Here is an 18,479-nt window from a genome sequence, read left to right on the forward strand (position 1 = left end):
TACAGTCTACCCGTTTTTGCCGTTATCGCCGTGGGCGCGCATGGCGTCGATCATCAAGTCCAGGTTCTGCACGGCAGCCCCGGCAGCCCCTTTGCCCAGGTTATCGAAGACGGCGGTCAACAGCACTTGGCCTTGCGAGGGGTTGGCGTATAGGCCCAGGCGCAGATCATCGGTCCCGTTGAGCGCCTGCGGATCGAGGCGCTCGGCTGTGCCCTGGGTTTGCAGCGGCATCACCTTCACGTGGCGGGCGCCTTGGTAGTGCTGCTCCAGACACGCCTGCAACTGCTGCGCGCTGACCTGGCTGGGCAGCAAGCGCAGGTGCAGGGCGATGCTGAGGACGATGCCCTGGCGGTAGGCGCCGTAGGCGGGCATGAACATGGGGCGGGCAGATAGACCGGCGTGGGCCTGAATCTCGGGCACATGCTTGTGCGCCAGGTCCAGCCCGTACATGAGCAAGGCCGAGGCGGCGCTACCGTCCTGCTGCTCGTGCCGCTGCACCGCTGAGCGCCCGCCGCCGGAATAGCCCGAGATGGCATGGATGGCCAGCGGGTAGTCGGCAGGTACCAAGCCTGACGCGATCAGGGGGCCGAGCAATGCGATCGCGCCCGTCGGGTAGCAGCCAGGGTTACTGACCCGGGTACTTTGGCCGATATGCGCAGCCTGGTCCCGATTCAATTCGGCAAAACCGTAAGTCCAACCTGGCGCGGTGCGGTGGGCGGAGCTGGCATCGATCACCCGTACACCGGGGTTGTGGATCGCGCTCACCGCTTCGCGTGCAGCGTCATCGGGCAGGCAAAGTATGGCGATGTCGGCACGGTTGATGGCCTCGCTGCGGTACCTGAGGTCCTTGCGCTGCGCGTCGGCAAGTGTCAGCAGGCGCAGGTCCGTGCGATCGTGCAGGCGGGCATGGATTTGCAGCCCGGTAGTGCCTTGATCGCCATCGATGAAAACAAGAGGTAGATGCATGTTCACGTGTCCAGGCGGGTAGGTCGGACACCAGAGTCGCTCAAGCTGGGCATAAAGAAAATTTACATTTCATGACTGGCACGTTCAGTTATTCTGAATCTTCCGACGTTTACCTCAAGGAAGCCGTAGCCCTGTGCGTGAAATCAGCCTTGACCGCCTGCGTACGCTGGTGGTGATCAGCCAGCTTGGGTCTTTTGCGGCGGCAGCCCGTCAGCTCAATCTGGCACCCCCCACCATTAGCCTGCATGTGGCCGAGCTGGAGTCGCGGGTGGGCGCCACGCTGCTGACCCGCACACGCGGCCAGGTTCGACCGACAGTCATCGGCGAAACCCTGCTGGTGCGCGCCAGACGCCTGCTTGCCGATGCCGAAATGGCTCTGGATGAGGTGCGCAATCAAGTGCAAGGCCTGACAGGCCGCGTGCGGCTGGGCGCATCGACCGGGGCCATCGCGCACCTGCTGCCCGAGGCGCTTAAGCACCTTCGCAGTGAACACCCTGGCATCGACGTGCAGGTGCAAGTGCTCACTTCACAAGCGTCCCTGGTGCAGCTGCGTGAAGGGCTGCTGGACATTGGCCTGGTGGCGCTACCACAAGTGGCGGGCAAGGGCCTGGCGGTCACCGCTTGGCGCCGAGACCCCATCCTGGCCTACATGCCGGCTGACTGGCAGCCGCCGGCAGCTGTCACCCCCCAGTGGCTGGCCGAGCGGCCTTTGATTCTCAATGACAGCAGCACGCAGTTGTCGCGGGTCTGCACCGAATGGTTCGCAGCGGCCGGGCTGCACCCACAGCCGCGCATCGAGTTGAACTACAACGACGCGGTCAAGCGCCTGGTTGGCGCCGGGTACGGTGCTACGTTGCTGCCGCAGGAAGGTGAAGCGATGGAGGCGGACCCGCGTCTGGTCTGTCGACCCTTGCGGCCTGGGTTGTGGCGGCAGTTGGGGATCGCCTGCCGGGACGCCAGGCAGGAGAGGGCTACTACCTTTGTGCTCCAGGCACTAGAGCGGCTTGGTCAGTAGTATGGGAAGGCGCAGTAGCGGTGAATGCTGGGGATGACGGGTTGAGCATCTACCGGAGCAGGGCTGCGCAGCAGCCCCGGATCTATAGCTCGCCCCGGCCAGGCCGACGAGCCGGCAAGTCCGTTTCGAAACTTAAGAATCTGCCGGTCTGTGCAAGACAGGCAATCCTCAACACAGTCCTAGAACCAGCGATCGTTCTTTTTCCGCCCACGGGTCAAGGCCGGCAGGATGAGACCCACCAACAAACCGGCCCCTGCGATGCTGCCGCCATACACCATGTAGCGCATCATCACCTGCTTGTTCTCGTCACCCAGGCGCGCTTGAGCGTCGCGAAGGTTCGATTGGCTCTGGTCCAGCTGCTCGTTCAAGTCCTTGTTGCGCGCCTGGAGTTCATCGACCAGTTGCTTGCGCGAATCCAGGGTTTCCTGCATACCCTGCACCCGGTTTTTCCAGCTGTCATCGATGGTCTTCAATTGCCCTGTCAGCTCGGCCACCTGAGCATCGAGCTGAGGCAGGCGCTCATTCTGACCAGGCACTGATTGCAGGTCACTGGAAAGGATCCACACCACATCACCGTTTTGTCCACGAACCTGACTGTAGTTGCCCTGTGTACCGATTAGCGTCAGTGGCTGCCCGGACTTTAGCGTACCGACGATACGGTGGCCGTCGGTCGGGCCACTGCGTACGTAGGTGCTGAGGCTGTCACTGACCCAGCGTGCATCGCTGGCTGGCGCCTCGGCGTGCGCGGGCGTGACAAGCGCCAGCGCGCTGGCAAGCAGACCGCCGCGCAGGGCAGTGAGGGCAAAGGCAGTTGGGCGGGAGTCGGGCATTTTGGGGTCTTCGCTGAAACTGGACAAATGTAGGCCGGTGGATGGGCCGCGAACCGGTCGGGGAGTGAACCGTCAGCGAAAGACCGTTTTTTTGTAAGCTGGTTCACCGTTAGCATCGCGAAAAGTCTTCAACATGTTACGCAAATGGATGAGCTGCGCAGCAGTGTGCATCAGGTCAATCTGGATGATCGTCCGGCACGCCGACCGTCAATTCGTCAGGCAGGGGCAGTAAGGGCGAGGCCTGCAGGGCCCACCAGGCATTTTTTCTGTACACCGGTGCGAATTGGTAAACCTGCCCGCGGCAGGGCGGTGTACCAGGGTCTAGCAGGTGCCGCCCCTGAAGTAGAAAGCTGACGCCGTTGGCTCCCACAATGCAGCCAAACGCCTGGTCGCTATCGAACCAGGCGACTCTACCTTGCAGAAGGCCATTCATGGGCGCTGCGCTCATTCGGCTGGGAGGCGCTGACGATATTGCGTCGGTCGCTGGCAATACGAAACTGGCACTTTTACCAGTTTCGCGGGTAGGTATCAGAGCGACCGATCTGCTGACCTCACGATTCGGTCAGCTCCTTGGTTGCAACCCCTTTCACCGAGGCTTTCTTCTCCTGAACGACGATGTAGAACTCTTCGCCATGCTTGACTGCGCCATACAACACGGCCTTTTCGATCAGCTCGGTTCCGCGAAGATGGCGCAGCATCATGGGGTCCTTGCGCAGGTCGCGATAAAGCGCCAGGCACAGCAGCACCATGACCAGTACGAAGGGCAGGGCCACTACGATGGTCAGGTTCTGCAGCCCGGTCAGGGCTTTGTCTGGCGCGCTGGGGTCACCGATGGCCAGCATGATGGCTGCGACCGTGCCGGTGAGCGCTCCCCAGAAAATCACCGTGCGCCGCGAAGGGGAAGTGGTGCCATGTTCGGTCAGCGTCCCCATGACCAGTGACGCCGCGTCGGCACCGGAGACGAAGAAGATACCGACCAGGATCATCACCAGGACCGACGTGGCAGAGGCCAACGGGTAACTGGCGAGCAATTGGTACAGCGCATGGTTGCTGTTGACCGCACCATCCGCCAGTACGAAGGCGCCTTCGCGCAAGGCATCGATGGCCGCCCCGCCGAAGATGGTGAACCACACCAGGCTGACCAGGCTCGGCACCAGCAACACCCCGGTGACGAACTGGCGAATGGTGCGCCCCCGGCTGATACGGGCGATGAACATGCCAACGAAAGGCGTCCAGGAAATCCACCACGCCCAATAGAACACCGTCCAGCCAGCCAGGCGTTCATGGGTTCGCCGCCGCTTGCATTGGTCCGCGCCATCATTTCCGGCAGCATCTTGATGTAGATGCCGATCGATGTCGGCAGCAGGTTCAGCATCAGCAAGGTAGGCCCGACCAGGAACACGAACACGGCGAGCATCAGTGCGAGCACCATGTTGGTATTGGACAGCCACTGGATACCCTTGCCGATGCCCGACACGGCCGAGGTGACGAAGGCGACGGTCAGTACGGTGATCAGTGCGATGTAGAACAGCTTGCCGGGGTGCTCGATCCAGCCGTTGTATTCGAGGCCGCCTGCAATTTGCAGCGCACCAAGCCCCAGCGAGGCGGCCGAGCCGAACAGCGTGGCAAAGATTGCCATCATGTCGATCAGACGGCCGAGCGGGCCATTGGCATGCTTGCCGATCAAGGGCCTGAAGGCTGCGGATATCAGTTGGGAGCGGCCGCGCCTGAAGGTGCCGTAAGCGATGGCGAGCCCGACGATGGCATACATCGCCCAAGGGTGCAGCGTCCAGTGAAACAGGGTGGTGGCCATGGCCACCTGCATCGCTTCGCTCGACTGGCCAGTGGTCGAGCCCGGCGGCGGGGAAACGTAGTGCGACAACGGCTCGGCCACGCCGAAGAACATCAGGCCGATGCCCATGCCGGCACTGAACATCATCGCCACCCACGACACCGTTCGAAACTCAGGTAGTTCTCCATCCCGGCCCAGCGGCACGCGACCATAACGACTGGCAGCCAGCCACAGCACGAACACGACGAACACAGTAGAGGTCAGTACGAAGAACCAGCCGAAGTTGAGAATGACCCACGACTGCGCACTGGACGCGCTACTGGCCAAATTGACTTGGTTGAGGAAACCCCACAGCACGAACGCGATGGCCAACAGGCTGGTCAAGCCGAATACGACCCAGTCGAGCTTGCCCTCCAGGCGCCGGTCCTGTCGGGCTTCGTCGGTTTTGGAGGGGTCGGTAACGCCAAGATCGGGTGTCTCTGCGGAGTGTTCCTTTGCCATGAAGTGGGAGCCCTGTGTGGCGTGCCTGCTGAAACAGGCTTGTTGTTGTAGAGGCGAGCGCGTGGTGGCGTTCTCGGCAGGGTGGTTTGCCGGGCGATTATCCTGCGCGTCAAATCCCGCTGCCTGTCCCGGTTGCGCCGTGGGGCTTCCATTGCGCGACCTGCTGGTCACTTTTAGTTCTTGGGCGGATGACCCTTTCTGTGCCGTGTTCTGTTAACCTGATCGACATCACCCGGGCCTGCTTGTCCGAGTAGCGTGGACACGCTGCTGCTCGTGGCCTGCGCCGCATCAGGAAACGGAGATTCGTCAACATGGCCACTGATCGTGTGAGCCTGATTCATTTCGATAAATTGAGCATGAGCCCCGCTGCGGCCGATCGCTTCCAGCAGGCCCTCGACGCCCTGGAAACGCTGAAACTGCAGGATCGTTATGTCTACCTCATCGCGCCTTATCTGGGTGATATCGCCGACGCCTCCGATGCTGAACAATTGGCCACTGCCGTCGAGCAAGGCCTGCGCGTGGTCGACGAGCTGCTGAGCGGCAAGTCGGTCACCAAGGCCAAGGCCGACGAGGTGCGCGAGGTGTTCCAGCGGGCAGGGGCGCGCGCGCGGCTGGAACTGACCGCCTGAAGCAGCTTATTGTCTAGGGCCCAGCGCAGGGAACGAGGTATCACAGCGTCGTCTGCCGGAGGTCTCGCATGATCAAGGGTTGGGTTGGCCTGTTGTGCCTTGGGCTATTGCCACTGCTGGCAATGGCTGCCGAGCCGTGTAAACGGCTTACCGCCACTGGAAACCCGGAATATCCCCCCTACCTTTGGCGTGACCCCCTGGACCCGCACCATCTGATTGGGGCCAGTGCGGATCTGATCACGCGCCTGGCCAACAGCCTTGGCCTGGAAATCGACGTCCTCTATGTAGGCCCTTGGTCCAGGGCCCAGGAAGAGGTTCGTACCGGCAGGGTCGACCTGATGGCCGGCTACTTCATCACCGACGCCCGCCAGCAGCAGATGGACTTCATCCTGCCGGCATTCCTCTACACACCGAGCGTGATCTGGGCCCGTCAGGGGCATGGCTTCGTCTACGGGCAATGGTCGGACCTGCAGGGGCTCAAGGGTGGAACGCTGGTCAATAACAGTCACGGCCAGCCGTTCGATGCTTACGCCAAGCAGCACCTGACGCTCGAAGCGGTGCCCAGCGCCAGGCAGGCTTTCGAAAAGCTGATGCACGGGCGCAGTGACTATGTGATCTATGAGCAGTACCCAGGCCTAGCCCTGGCGCGCACCTTGGGCATCGACCAGCAGGTGCTGGTCCTGCAGCCGCCTGTCTCCAGCGAAGGCCTGTACCTGGCCCTGTCCAAGGCTTCGCCGTGCAATCAGCCGGCGCTGCGCGAAGCCCTGAGCCGGGCGATGCAGCAGCTCAACGCGCAGGAGGTACCGCAGCAGCTGCTCAAACTCAACCTGGAACGCAGCCGCTAAGGCCTTCCGGTGCTCGAATGCGCGGCATGGGTCAGCGCATCTGCAGGATGATCGGACTAGGGCTGGCAGGATCCGTATCTTTGCGCAGCTTGGCCACTGCCGCGGCTTCGACGGCATTGCCGTGGTTACCCCAGGCACTTCGGATAAAGCTCAGCACCTCTGCTGTTTCCTGATCGCTCAGTTGTGCACGCATGGCGGGCATGCGGTAGGCATCGGGCCTGCCATCGGCCACGGCCCGCTGCGACCCGTTCAGGGTGATGTTGATGGCTGAAGCAGCCTCCTTTGCAAGCAACGAAGTGGCGCCGGCCAAGGGCGGCATCCACTCACCCTGGCCCTTGCCGTCCATGCCGTGGCAGGTAGCACAGCGCGCCATGTACGTGCGTACGCCTGGGCGCTCCAGCTGGGCGAGCGTCGGCTCAGGCTGGTACTGCCAGGGTTTGCCATCTCGGGATGGATCGCCGGGCAGTGCCTTGAGGTAGTGGGCGATGGCCTGTAGATCGTCATCGGTCATGAACTGCGTGGAGTTGTTGAATGCCTCGGTCATCGAGCCGAAGACCACGGCATGTCGATTGCGACCGGTCTTGAGAAACTGCACCACCTCAGCTTCGTTCCAGCGGCCAAGGCCGGTGTTAGGGTCATTGCGCAAACTGGGCGCGTACCAGCCGTCGAGCAAGGCGCCTGCGAGATACGGGGCGCCTGACTCGTCGAAGGCTTTTTCATTGAAAGCCAGGCCTCGGGGGGTATGGCAGCTGCCGCAGTGCCCAGGCCCCTGCACGATGTAGGCGCCGCGATTCCACAGTGCATTCTGGTCGTCCTTCGCCACGTAAGGGCTCGCAGGTGCGAACGCGCCGTTCCACAGGGCGATGGGCCAGCGTAGGTTCAATGGCCAAGGTATGTCGCCAGGCGTGTTCGGCTGTCGTGCAGGCTGAACACTGCGCATGAAGAAGGCGTAAAGCGCACGTATGTCGTCATCGCTGAGCTTGGCGTAGGAGGGGTACGGCATGGCGGGGTAAAGGCGGCGCCCGCCAGGCGCCACACCGTGGCGCACGGCCCGGTCGAAGTCGGCCAGCGAGTAGGCGCCGATGCCTGTCTCCGGGTCGGGTGTGATGTTGGTGGCGTGGATCGTGCCAAGCGGGGTAGCCATCTCGAGCCCCCCGGCCATCGGCGGTTCGCCAGGCAGGCTGTGGCAGGCGACGCAATCGCCCAGCCTTGCGACGTATTCCCCGCGACTGATCAATGCCGGGTCGTCGGTGGCGCGTGCCTGCTCATCAGAGAACGGCGAGGCAGGTTCACGGGTGACGTACCACCCGGCCAGGCCGGCGGCGACCGCGCAGGGCAGCAACAGCCAGCCAAGGGTTCTAGCAGTACGAGGGTGCATGGCGGCGTCCTTGTCGGTCAGCTGAAGGTATGACGGCTCATGGGCAGGCTGCGAACCCGTTGTCCGGTCAGTTGGGCCACGGCATTGGCCACCGCCGGTCCTACCGCGGGCAACGGTGGCTCGCCGATACCGCCCATCTTCGCGCCACTCTCAACGATGCGTACATGTACCCGAGCCATGCGCGCAGGCGGCAGGATCGGGTACAGGTCATAGTTGCGCGCACGCGGCATGCCATCGACGTACACCGCTTCCTCGACCAGCGTCTGCGACAACCCCAAGGCCACCGCGCCATTGACCTGGTGCTCGATGATGGCCGGATTGACGATGCTACCCGGATCGATCGCCTGCCAGATGTCGTGGACCTTCACTTGGCCGTCTTCGATGGAGACCTCGGCGATCACGGCCGCTTCGGACCCGAAAGGGGACGCCATCGCCAAGCCTCGGGCCCGCCGCGTGCCATCCTCGGCAGTGAAAGGCCCTCGTTTCCAGCCCCCTGAAAGCTCGACGACCGCTTGCAACAACTGGGTCAGGCGCGGGTTGTCTCGCAGCAGGTGCCGACGCAGGGCCAGAGGGTCCTGGCCTCCTTTGTCCGCCAGCTCGTCCAGGAAAGACTCATAGAAGAAGTCATTGAGCGAGTTGCCCACCGACCGCCAATAACCGAGCATGGCCGGGCCTTTGACGTACACCTGTGCGATGCGCTTGTTGGCTATGGCATAGGCCTTGCCCGATAGCCCTTCCAGTGCCGTGGGGTCGACCTTGTCACCTTGCTTGCCGGCCAGGGCTTCGGTGGGGCCTTCCGTGGCGCTGACCGCCTCCAGGACTACCGGCAAGCCTTCGGCATCGAGCCCGGCGCGGAACTTGACCGCGGCGACAGGGCGTAGCACATCGCGAAGGAACTCTTCCTCGCGGCTCCAGATCAGCTTGACGGGCTGGCCTACCGCCTTGGCCAGGGCGATGGCCTGCGGGTAAGGGTTGGCGGACTCATACAGGAAGTGTCGACCGAAGAAGCCGCCAAGCAGCGGCGAGTGCAGCGTAATCTGGTCGGGTGACAGCCCGGTACGCTTGGCGATGTCATCGCGGAACATGTCGGGCGCCTGGTTGGGCAGCCAGACCTCCAGTGTGCCGTCGGGGTTGAAGCGGGCCAGGGCAGAAGGGGGCTCGAGCTGGGCATGGTTCAGGTACTGGTTGTGGTAGCTGGCCTCGACGGTGGTCACGGCGTTGTCCAGCGCGCTTGCCACGTCTCCGGCCGTTTCTTCATCACGGGTTGGACCCGTGGCACTGGCCAGGTGCTGGAGCCAGCCGTCGCTGGAAAAATCCGCCGGCATGGCCCGCACGGTGGAATCTGCGGCTGGCTCCAGCCACTGTACTTGCAGTGCCTCGACCGCACGCTTGGCGTGCCACCAACGCGGTGCAACCACCGCTACAGCACCGGGCAGGCGATGCACCGAGTGCACGCCCTTCATGGCAGCCACCTGTGCCTCATTGCGCACCTGGCCCACCGTCATGCCCAGGCGAGGGGCATGCTGCACGGCGGCATGAAGCATATTCGGCACGCTGAGGTCGATGCAGTACATGGCCTTGCCGGTGGACTTGTCGTATGCATCCAGGCGCCGAACTGGCTTGCCAATCCAGCGAAAGTGGGCAGGATCACGAAGCTTGACGGTGGCGGGGTCGGGGACCGGCAGGTCCATGGCGCGTTCGGCCAGTTCGCCGTACGCAAGCGTGCGCCCTGACGTGGTATGTACTACGGTACCCGGCGTCGTGGTGAGCTCGCCCACCGCGACACCCAGTTGCTGCGCAGCGGCCTGCAGCAACATCGCCCGCGCCAGTGCGCCCAGGCGGCGCATGGTGGGGTAGCTCATGCGTACGGACATGCTGCCGCCGGTGATGCGCATGCCGTTTTCCATCACCACATAGGTTTGGCCAGGTGGGGCGCTGTCCACGATGAAGTGAGCAGGATCCACATCCAGCTCCTCGCCAACAATCTGCGCCATGGCGGTGAACGGTCCTTGGCCGCCTTCCATGAACGGACTGAGCAGACGGACCGTGCCATCCGGTCGGATTTCCAGGAACGCCGGTACCTGGGTGCCTCGCTGCACATCGGCAGCAGCTTGCACACGCGCAACGCCCGTCGGCAGGCCGAAGCCCAGGACCAATGCGCCTGCAGCCGTGCCGACGAGGAAGCGGCGACGCGAGAGATTGACGGTTTCGCCAACTTGCAATCTATGCAGTTCAGCAACGGGATCAGGCGTGCTCATCAGGCTTTGGCTCCCTGCGCCAGGTCATGCATGGCTGCATGAATAGCGTTGTAGGTGCCGCAGCGGCACAGGTTGATCATGGCTGCATCGATCTGCTCGGCGCTGGGTGCCGGGGTATGCTTGAGCAGCGCGGTCGCTGCCATTACCTGACCGGATTGGCAGTACCCGCATTGCGCGACCTGGTGTTCCACCCAAGCCGCTACCACCCGCTTGCCCACAGGGTCCGCCTCGATCGCCTCAATGGTCGACACGTGTCGGCCAACCACGCCGGACACCGGGGTCACGCAGGCGCGCACCACAACGCCGTCCACCAGCACCGAGCAAGCCCCGCACTGGGCCAGGCCGCAGCCATACTTGGTACCGGTCATGCCCAGATCGTCGCGGATCACCCACAAAAGGGGCGTGTCGGCGTCTGCATCGACCTGGTGGGTCGTGCCGTTGATGAGTAGTTCCATGGTTCACCTGCCAGTCATCGGTTAGCGCTGTTCTTGTCATGATCGTGGGGTGCGTCGCCCCGTGTAGAAACGCTAGCACAGCGCTGAACCGGTGCCTGCGCCAGGCTGTGCAGATACAGAGGATCAGGCAAGGATTTCCCCGGAATGCGCAAGCGCGAGGCCGCCATTGACGCGCATGCCGGTCGGGGAGGATTTCCGCTGTGAAAAACCGGATAATGCCGAGCATTGTGTTTTGCACGCTTAAAATCACGGTAAACCCGCATGGAAATCAAGGTCAATTTTCTCGACAATCTCCGTCTCGAAGCCAAGTTCGATGACTTCACGGTGATCGCCGATCAACCGATCCGCTACAAGGGCGATGGCTCGGCCCCTGGGCCATTCGACTATTTCCTGGCGTCCTCGGCGCTGTGCGCGGCTTACTTCGTCAAGCTCTACTGCCAGACACGCGGCATTCCCACCGAAAACATACGCCTGTCGCAGAACAACATCGTCGACCCCGAGAACCGCTACAACCAGGTGTTCAAGATCCAGGTGGAGCTGCCGGAAGACATCACCGACAAGGACCGCCAGGGCATCTTGCGTTCGATCGAGCGCTGCACGGTCAAGAAGGTGGTGCAGACCGGTCCGCAATTCGTGATCGAGGTGGTCGACAACCTCGATGCCGATGCCCAGGGTTTGCTCATGCCGGTGGCCGAAACCAGCACCCGTATCCCTGGCAAGGACCTGCCACTGGAACAGACGATTGCCAACATGTCCGGCATCCTGGCCGACCTCGGCATGAAGATCGAAATTGCTTCGTGGCGCAATATCGTGCCCAACGTCTGGTCGTTGCATGTGCGCGATGCGCAGTCGCCCATGTGCTTCACCAATGGCAAGGGCGCTACCAAAGAAGCGGCGCTGGCGTCTGCCCTGGGCGAATTCATCGAGCGGCTGAACTGCAATTTCTTCTACAACGATCAGTTCTGGGGAGAGGAGCTGGCCAATGCGGCGTTCGTGCACTACCCGGACGAACAGTGGTTCAAGCCCGGCCCTCGGGATGCCCTGCCTGACGAAATCCTCGACGCGCATTGCCTGGCCATCTATAACCCCGATGGCGAACTGCGCGGCTCGCACCTGTACGACACCAACTCGGGCAACACCGCCCGGGGCATCTGTTCGCTGCCGTTCGTGCGCCAATCAGACCAGCAGGTGGTGTACTTCCCGTCGAACCTGATCGAGAACCTGTTCCTGAGCAACGGCATGAGCGCGGGCAACACGCTGGCCGAAGCGCAGGTGCAGTGCTTGTCCGAAATCTTCGAGCGTGCGGTCAAGCGTGAAATCCTCGAAGGCGAGCTGTGCCTGCCGGACGTTCCCGCCGAGGTGCTGGCCCGCTATCCGTCCATCGTCGCGGGTATCCAGGGGCTGGAGGAGCAGGGCTTCCCAGTACTGGTCAAGGACGCCTCGCTGGGTGGCGAATTCCCGGTGATGTGCGTCACCCTGATGAACCCGCGCACCGGTGGTGTGTTCGCTTCGTTCGGTGCGCACCCAAGCCTTGAGGTGGCCTTGGAGCGCAGCTTGACCGAACTGCTGCAGGGCCGCAGCTTCGAAGGTTTGAACGACCTGCCACAGCCCACCTTCGAAAGCCACGCCCTGACCGAGCCGAACAATTTCGTCGAGCATTTCATCGACTCCAGCGGTGTTGTGTCGTGGCGCTTCTTCAGCGCCAAGGCTGACTTCGAGTTCGTCGATTGGGATTTCACTGCCCAGGGCGAAGGTGCCAATGCGCAGGAGGCAGCCACCTTGTTCGGCATCCTCGAAGACCTTGGCAAAGAGGTCTACATGGCCGTGTACGACAACCTCGGTGCAATCGCCTGCCGAATCCTGGTACCAGGCTATTCGGAAATCTACCCGGTCGAGGACCTGATCTGGGACAACACCAACCGGGCGCTTTCTTTCCGCGCCGACATCCTCAACCTGCACCGCCTGGACAACCGCTCGCTCAAGCTCCTGCTAAAGCGCCTGGACAATTGCGATGTCGATGACTACACCACCATCACCACGCTGATTGGCGTTGAATTCGACGACAACACGGTATGGGGGCAACTGACCATCCTTGAGCTCAAGCTGCTCATCTGCCTGGCCGTGCAGCGCTTCGAGGAGGCCAAAGAGCTGGTCGAGGCGTTTCTTCAGTTCAACGACAACACCGTGGAACGGGGGCTGTTCTACCAGGCGCTTAATGTGGCATTGGAAGTGCAATTGGACGATGAACTGGACATGGCCGACTACGAAGTCAATTTCCGCCGCATGTTCGGCAACCCGCGCATGGATGCGGTGCTGGGCTCGATCAAGGGAAGCGTGCGCTTCCACGGCCTGACCCCGACCAGCATGAAGCTCGAAGGGCTGGATCGCCACCTGCGTCTGATCGACAGCTACAAGAAGCTGCACGCCGCTCGGGCGCGACTGGCCTGACGTCTGGCAGGCATGCGGGCCTGGATAGGCCGCGTATGCCACGAAGGGCAGCGGTTCGGGGTTTTTTGCAGGATATTTCAGCTATGTATGGCTGAACTATCGGCTCGCCAGGGTGCTCATTTGCTAGGCGCACCCTGCGCATCCCCGTGGGCCGTCTCTCGTCGGCCCCGGTCACTGAACGAAAAGGAGGCACCGTGACCGTTTCCGACCCTACCCTGTACCGCTGCAGACCTGGCCCGCTGCATGCATTATTGTTGGCGGGCACCGTGCCACTGTTCCTGGGGGCAATGATCAGTGACATTGCCTACTACAACAGCTACCAGATCCAATGGAGCAACTTTGCCGCCTGGCTGATCGCAGGCGGGTTGGTGTTCTGCGGGCTGGCCCTGCTGTTCGCCCTGGCCAACCTGATTAGCGCTCGACTCAAGACCGGGCGGCCAACCCTTTACTTCTTGCTCTTGCTGGTGACGTGGGTGCTGGGGTTGGTCAACGCCTTCGAGCATGCCAAGGACGCCTGGGCTGTGATGCCGTCCGGGCTGGTACTGTCGGTGATCGTGACCGTGCTCGCTGTGGTGACGGCGTGGCTTGGCTTGAGCAACCTGCGTTCGGGAGGTGAAGCATGAGAGCGCTGCACGCTGTGAGCTTGTTGTCCCTTTCGCTGTTGCTGGCGGCTTGCGGCGGTGAGGGTGACCCCACCCAGGCCCGTGGGCCTGACCCGAAGCTGCCCGAGCCCCAGCGCGGTCTGCTGCCCAGCATGAAGATCGCCGAGCCGGTGGCCTGGGGGCAGCAAAAGCCGACCGTGCCCGACGGTTTCAGCGTCACGGCCATCGCGACCGACTTGAAGATCCCGCGTCAGAGCCTGGTGCTGCCCAACGGCGACATCCTGGTGGCCGAAGGGCGTGGCGGCAGCGCTGCCAAACTCAAGCCCAAGGATGTGATCGCCAGCCAGATCAAGGCCAAGGGCAATACCCAGGTCAAGGGCGGCAACCGCCTGACCCTGTTGCGCGATGCCGATGGTGATGGCAAGTATGAGCTGCAGACCGTTTTTGCCGACAACCTGAATGCGCCCTATGGCCTGGCATTTGCCGATGGCAAGTTGTACGTGGCCAATCAGGATGCGCTGGTGCGCTTCGACTACCGCGACGGCCAGACAAAGGCCGACGGTCCACCGGTCAAGCTCACCGACCTGCCGGCCGAGATCAACCACCACTGGACCAAAGCGCTGACCATCAGCCCGGACGGCCGCTTCCTCTATGTCGGCATCGGTTCGAACAGCAACATTACCGAGCGCGGCCTTGAGGTCGAGATCGACCGTGCGATGGTGTGGGAAGTCGATGCCCAGACGGGCGCACATCGGCCCTACGCCACCGGGCTGCGCAACCCCACTGCACTGGCTATCCAGCCGGGTACCGGGCAGCTCTGGACAGTGGTCAACGAGCGCGACGAACTGGGCCCAGACCTGGTCCCCGACTACCTGACGTCCGTGCGTGAGGGCGGCTTTTACGGCTGGCCCTACAGCTACTGGGGGCAGAACGTCGACGACCGAGTGCGGCCGCAGAATCCTGACAAAGTAGCTGCGGCGATCAAGCCCGACTACAGCCTGGGGTCGCATGTCGCGGCGCTGGGTGTCGACTTCTCAACGGCCGCCATGGGCCAAGGCTTTGCCGAGGGGGTGTTCGTGGGCGAGCACGGCAGCTGGAACAGGCCGAACCCGGTTGGCTACAAGGTCATCTTCGTGCCGTTCAGCAACGGCAAGCCGGCAGGCGAGCCCATCGATTTCGCCACCGGCTTTCGAGGTGAAGATGGCAAGACGCGTGGGCGTCCAGTGGGTGTGACAGTCGATCCGCGTGGGGCATTGATCATTGCGGACGATCTGGCCAACACCGTATGGCGGGTGACCCGCAACTGATGCAATCGGCTGCAGGGGCGGGACTGTCCGTCCCTGTGGCTTACTCTCTAGGATCACGGTTATTACGTCTTGGCGTAGCCACGCAGATTCGCTATTCGCCACACGAATAGTTTCCATCTCGGCTTTCGATTTCCATGCGAGGCGTCAATAGCCTCATGCTGAACCCCGTCCTGTGTAGCGAGAACGGTCATGTTCAGTAAATCCATGATGATAGTGCTGTTACCCATTGTTTTGGCGTTGATTGCTGGCGCGGTTCTGCCGTTTCAAGCGGCAGGCAATGCCGCTGCAGGCAGGGCGCTCGGTCACTGGCTGTGGGGCGCATTTGCGTCGCTTGCCGTCAGCGCCGTGGTTGTCATTGCAGCGCTGCTGGTGTTGCGGGTACCTGCGCCTGACATCGGCAGGGCGCTGCAGGGGCCATGGTGGCTCTGGATCGGCGGTGTGCTGGGCGCCCTGTATGTGGCAGGGGCGGCGGCGCTGACGCCCAAGCTTGGCGCGGCAGGCTTTCTGGTGCTGGTGGTGGCAGGGCAGATCGTTACGGCGGTGGTTGCTGATCATTTTGCCATCATGAACCTGCCTGGCAGGCCCCTGGGGCTGGCGCGAATTTTTGGACTTGTGATGATCCTGGCCGGCGTGTGGTTGGTGCAGGGTCAGTGGGCCACCAGTACCCCCAGCAAAAGCGAGCCCGCGGTGGAGCGCTCAAGCCACGATCATACCTCTGGCTGACAGCATGCCAGCACCGTCTCGCGCAGCCAGCGATGCCCTGCATCACCCTGCTTGCGGCTGTGCCAGGCTTGCCGGTAATCGATGCTGTCCAAAGGCAGCGGAGGGACGAACTCACACAGCCCCCCATGGGCAGGCAGCGGGGCGAGGGCCCGTCGCGCTACGGTCAGAATCAGGTCGGTATCTTTCACTACTTCTACGGCTGCGCTCCAGTGCGGCAGCGCCAGGGCAATGTGCCGGCGCTGACCTTGGGCGGCCAGTGCACGGTCAATCTCATCGAAGGCGTCGGGGCGCGTAGCCACCAGCACATGGGGGCGCGCCAACCACTGGCTCAAACTCAATTTGCCCGTGGCCGGCAGCGTCTGATGGTCAGCCACGCTTACGAAGCGATCTGCAAACAGTGACTGGGCGGTGATGCCTTGAGGTAATTCCGGAAAGACCCCCAGCGCCAGGTCCAGTTCTCCATCGAGCAATTGAGCCACCATTGCCTCGCGACTGGCCTGGCTGACCGCCAGGTCGATGCCCGGGGCAACGCGCCGCACATGGCGCAGCACAGGTGGCAGGATGATCCGTGCTGCATAGTCCGACAGCGAGAGACGGAAGCGTCGCCGGGCCTGCGTAGCATCGAATTGCGGCGTGCTCAGCAGCCCCTCCAGATTGGCCAATGCGTCCTCCAGCGGTTGGGCCAACGCCTGAGCCCGCGCGGTGAGCGTCATCGTGCCACCCTGACGTACCAGCAGAGGATCATCGAAATGCTCGCGCAACTGCGCCAGCGCATGGCTGACGGCCGGCTGGCTGCGGTGCAGGCGAATGGCAGCGCGTGTTACATGCCGCTCGGTAAGCAGGGCGTGCAGGGCCAGCAGCAGGTTCAGGTCGATTCGGCGCAATTGATCCATGGTTCGTGGGTCTGATCCGTAAGGGGGCAGGGGCCAAGCCTAACAAATGCGCGCCTGCACCGCTGGCGGCACTACACGACCTCACCGGTGGTTGCCGTTATACTGCGCACCTGTTCGATTTTTTTCCGAGTATTTCGATGGGTCTTTCCGCTACCGTTTCACCTGAACCGCGCCGTCTGGGCGCACCCCTTGTCGCGTTGGGTCTACTGATAGCTGGCGCTTGGTTCCTGGATGTCAATGCAGGCTTCAGGCAGGTCCTGCTTCTGCTGCTGGGGGCTGCGCTGGGCCTGACGTTGTATCACGCGGCCTTCGGCTTCACCTCTGCCTGGCGCGTGTTCATCAATGAGCGGCGCGGCGCCGGCTTGCGTGCGCAGATGGTCATGCTGGCGCTGGCTGTACTGCTGTTCTTCCCGGCGCTTGCGGCCGGTAACCTGTTCGGCACCCCCGTGACGGGCCTTGTGGCACCGGCCGGGGTGTCCGTCGTGTTCGGGGCTTTCATCTTCGGCATCGGCATGCAACTGGGGGGCGGCTGCGCGTCGGGCACCTTGTTCACCGTTGGCGGCGGCAATGCCCGCATGCTGGTAACCCTGCTGTTCTTCATCATCGGTTCCGTGACCGCCACGCACCACGCCGACTGGTGGTTTGCCTTGCCATCCTTGCCTGCGACCTCAATCGTGCAGGCATGGGGCCTGGTACCTGCCTTGCTGGTGAGCCTGGGCGTGTTCGGCCTGATCGCCTGGGTCACTGTGCACCTGGAAAAGCGCCGCCACGGCAGGCTTGAACAGCCCGAGCAGCATGACCGGGCAGGTCTGCAACGCTTTGTGCGAGGCCCCTGGCCGTTGCTCTGGGGCGCCGTCGCGTTGGCCGTGCTCAACTATGCCACCCTGGCCTTGGCTGGACGGCCCTGGGGCATCACCTCAGCCTTCGCCTTATGGGGCGCCAAGGTGCTGGACAGCCTGGGTGTTCAGGTGAGCAGCTGGGTGTTCTGGCAGGCACCGGCAAATGCCAAAGCCTTGGCTTCGCCGGTCTGGCAGGATGTGACCACCGTCATGGACCTGGGCATCGTGGTGGGGGCGTTGCTTGCAGCAGGCCTTGCCGGGCGTTTTGCGCCAAGCCTGAAGATCCCGCTGCCGTCATTGATCGCCGCCGTCATCGGCGGCCTGTTGCTGGGCTACGGTTCGCGCCTGGCCTACGGCTGCAATATCGGCGCTTATTTCAGCGGCATCGCTTCAGGGAGCGTGCACGGCTGGCTATGGCTGATCGCCGCCTACCTGGGCAACGTGATCGGGGTGCGGCTGCGCCCTGCGTTCTTTGCAGGGGAGCGTCGCGCGACGACCTTGACCGGCTGTTAAGGCGAAGGGCTGGCCCGTTGATACCCGACTGGGCCATTCAACGCAAGGTTCGAAATGGCTGAACCAAGCATGGCGGGAAGGGTAGTTGCTAATATTTTTTATCAACTATGTTTAGTAACTAATTGATATGTATAGCTATCTGCGTGCCAGCGCATGTTGCACACATTGCTCCTGGTAGGTTTTGCTGATGGCAGCAGGTGAGAGCCTCGAGCGACTGTTATAGGTCTGCTCGGTAATGCCGAAGGCGGTCATGCGCATCCACGGCTTGGCAAACTTGCGTGCCTGCAGCTTCTTGCGTGCGGTATACAGCGTGACCCCAGACAGCTTGGCCTGCTGGGCCTGGGCTGCAATCTGCGCGCCCCACTTGCAGGCTTGGCGATCGTTCTGAGTCAAAGGTCGGGCGCTGGCGCCGATACCTGCCGTAGCCAGCAGGCAGCCCGTCGTGATTGCTAGAATTACTCGCATGTTCCTGTCCTAAGCTTCTG

Annotated in this window: 15 protein-coding genes and 1 pseudogene; 8 read left to right on the forward strand and 8 right to left on the reverse strand. The window is 62.7% G+C overall.

Annotated elements, in window-relative coordinates; genetic code table 11:
• Positions 1-6 precede the first annotated feature (6 nt).
• Positions 7-966 carry an N-acetyl-gamma-glutamyl-phosphate reductase gene (gene argC / locus ACF8GB_RS07320; protein WP_392526763.1) on the reverse strand — a complete coding sequence of 320 codons (960 nt, stop codon included), beginning with the start codon at positions 964-966 and terminating at the stop codon, positions 7-9.
• A 133-nt stretch (positions 967-1,099) separates the two neighbouring features.
• Between argC and ACF8GB_RS07325 the strand changes: the two genes are divergently transcribed.
• A complete protein-coding gene (locus ACF8GB_RS07325; protein ID WP_058638352.1) occupies positions 1,100-1,981 on the forward strand; it encodes a LysR family transcriptional regulator in 882 nt (293 codons plus the stop codon).
• A gap of 179 nt (positions 1,982-2,160) precedes the next feature.
• Here ACF8GB_RS07325 and ACF8GB_RS07330 read toward each other — a convergent pair whose 3' ends face one another.
• Both ACF8GB_RS07330 and ACF8GB_RS07335 read right to left on the reverse strand, forming a co-directional pair.
• Complete coding sequence (locus tag ACF8GB_RS07330) at positions 2,161-2,811, reverse strand: TIGR04211 family SH3 domain-containing protein (RefSeq protein ID WP_058638351.1); 651 nt, start codon at positions 2,809-2,811, stop codon at positions 2,161-2,163.
• A gap of 551 nt (positions 2,812-3,362) precedes the next feature.
• Positions 3,363-5,104 (reverse strand): annotated as a pseudogene (locus ACF8GB_RS07335) (BCCT family transporter).
• 311 nt (positions 5,105-5,415) lie between these two features.
• Here ACF8GB_RS07335 and ACF8GB_RS07340 point away from each other — a divergent pair.
• Entirely contained in the window at positions 5,416-5,733 is a 318-nt protein-coding gene (locus tag ACF8GB_RS07340; RefSeq protein ID WP_058605375.1) for a hypothetical protein, read from the forward strand.
• Between the two features lie 68 nt (positions 5,734-5,801).
• On the forward strand, positions 5,802-6,578 hold the full coding sequence (locus tag ACF8GB_RS07345) for an ABC transporter substrate-binding protein (RefSeq protein ID WP_145255913.1): 777 nt from the start codon (positions 5,802-5,804) through the stop codon (positions 6,576-6,578).
• A 31-nt stretch (positions 6,579-6,609) separates the two neighbouring features.
• Here ACF8GB_RS07345 and ACF8GB_RS07350 read toward each other — a convergent pair whose 3' ends face one another.
• The 3 genes from ACF8GB_RS07350 to ACF8GB_RS07360 are packed head-to-tail and all read right to left on the reverse strand — an operon-like array spanning position 6,610 to position 10,669.
• Positions 6,610-7,956 (reverse strand): cytochrome c, encoded by a 1,347-nt coding sequence (locus ACF8GB_RS07350; protein WP_196127554.1) that lies wholly within the window; start codon positions 7,954-7,956, stop codon positions 6,610-6,612.
• A gap of 17 nt (positions 7,957-7,973) precedes the next feature.
• Positions 7,974-10,214, reverse strand: a complete 2,241-nt coding sequence (locus ACF8GB_RS07355; protein ID WP_392526765.1) for a molybdopterin cofactor-binding domain-containing protein — start codon at positions 10,212-10,214, stop codon at positions 7,974-7,976.
• Entirely contained in the window at positions 10,214-10,669 is a 456-nt protein-coding gene (locus ACF8GB_RS07360; RefSeq protein ID WP_058638345.1) for a (2Fe-2S)-binding protein, read from the reverse strand. The genes ACF8GB_RS07355 and ACF8GB_RS07360 overlap by 1 nt, the downstream gene beginning before the upstream one ends.
• A gap of 261 nt (positions 10,670-10,930) precedes the next feature.
• On the opposite strand from ACF8GB_RS07360, the gene ACF8GB_RS07365 reads away from it, so the two are divergent.
• From ACF8GB_RS07365 to ACF8GB_RS07380, 4 genes are all read left to right on the forward strand, one after another.
• Positions 10,931-13,117 carry an OsmC domain/YcaO domain-containing protein gene (locus ACF8GB_RS07365; RefSeq protein WP_392526766.1) on the forward strand — a complete coding sequence of 729 codons (2,187 nt, stop codon included), beginning with the start codon at positions 10,931-10,933 and terminating at the stop codon, positions 13,115-13,117.
• Positions 13,118-13,311: 194 nt separating this feature from the next.
• Complete coding sequence (locus ACF8GB_RS07370) at positions 13,312-13,740, forward strand: DUF2231 domain-containing protein (protein WP_196185458.1); 429 nt, start codon at positions 13,312-13,314, stop codon at positions 13,738-13,740.
• Positions 13,737-15,026 carry a PQQ-dependent sugar dehydrogenase gene (locus ACF8GB_RS07375; protein WP_392526767.1) on the forward strand — a complete coding sequence of 430 codons (1,290 nt, stop codon included), beginning with the start codon at positions 13,737-13,739 and terminating at the stop codon, positions 15,024-15,026. The genes ACF8GB_RS07370 and ACF8GB_RS07375 overlap by 4 nt, the downstream gene beginning before the upstream one ends.
• Before the next feature lie 189 nt (positions 15,027-15,215).
• Positions 15,216-15,749: a DMT family transporter gene (locus ACF8GB_RS07380; protein WP_392526768.1), complete on the forward strand. Its 534-nt coding sequence runs from the start codon at positions 15,216-15,218 to the stop codon at positions 15,747-15,749.
• Here ACF8GB_RS07380 and ACF8GB_RS07385 read toward each other — a convergent pair.
• On the reverse strand, positions 15,734-16,642 hold the full coding sequence (locus ACF8GB_RS07385; protein ID WP_392526769.1) for a LysR family transcriptional regulator: 909 nt from the start codon (positions 16,640-16,642) through the stop codon (positions 15,734-15,736). The two genes, ACF8GB_RS07380 and ACF8GB_RS07385, sit on opposite strands and share 16 nt — an antisense overlap.
• Before the next feature lie 137 nt (positions 16,643-16,779).
• On the opposite strand from ACF8GB_RS07385, the gene ACF8GB_RS07390 reads away from it, so the two are divergent.
• On the forward strand, positions 16,780-17,994 hold the full coding sequence (locus ACF8GB_RS07390; protein WP_058638385.1) for a YeeE/YedE family protein: 1,215 nt from the start codon (positions 16,780-16,782) through the stop codon (positions 17,992-17,994).
• 135 nt (positions 17,995-18,129) lie between these two features.
• Here the strand turns inward: ACF8GB_RS07390 and ACF8GB_RS07395 are convergent, their stop codons facing one another.
• Positions 18,130-18,459 carry a hypothetical protein gene (locus ACF8GB_RS07395; RefSeq protein WP_058638339.1) on the reverse strand — a complete coding sequence of 110 codons (330 nt, stop codon included), beginning with the start codon at positions 18,457-18,459 and terminating at the stop codon, positions 18,130-18,132.
• Positions 18,460-18,479: the final 20 nt, after the last annotated feature.

It is taken from the genome of Pseudomonas sp. xss_4 (assembly GCF_043104125.1).
Lineage (GTDB): Bacteria > Pseudomonadota > Gammaproteobacteria > Pseudomonadales > Pseudomonadaceae > Aquipseudomonas > Aquipseudomonas parafulva_B.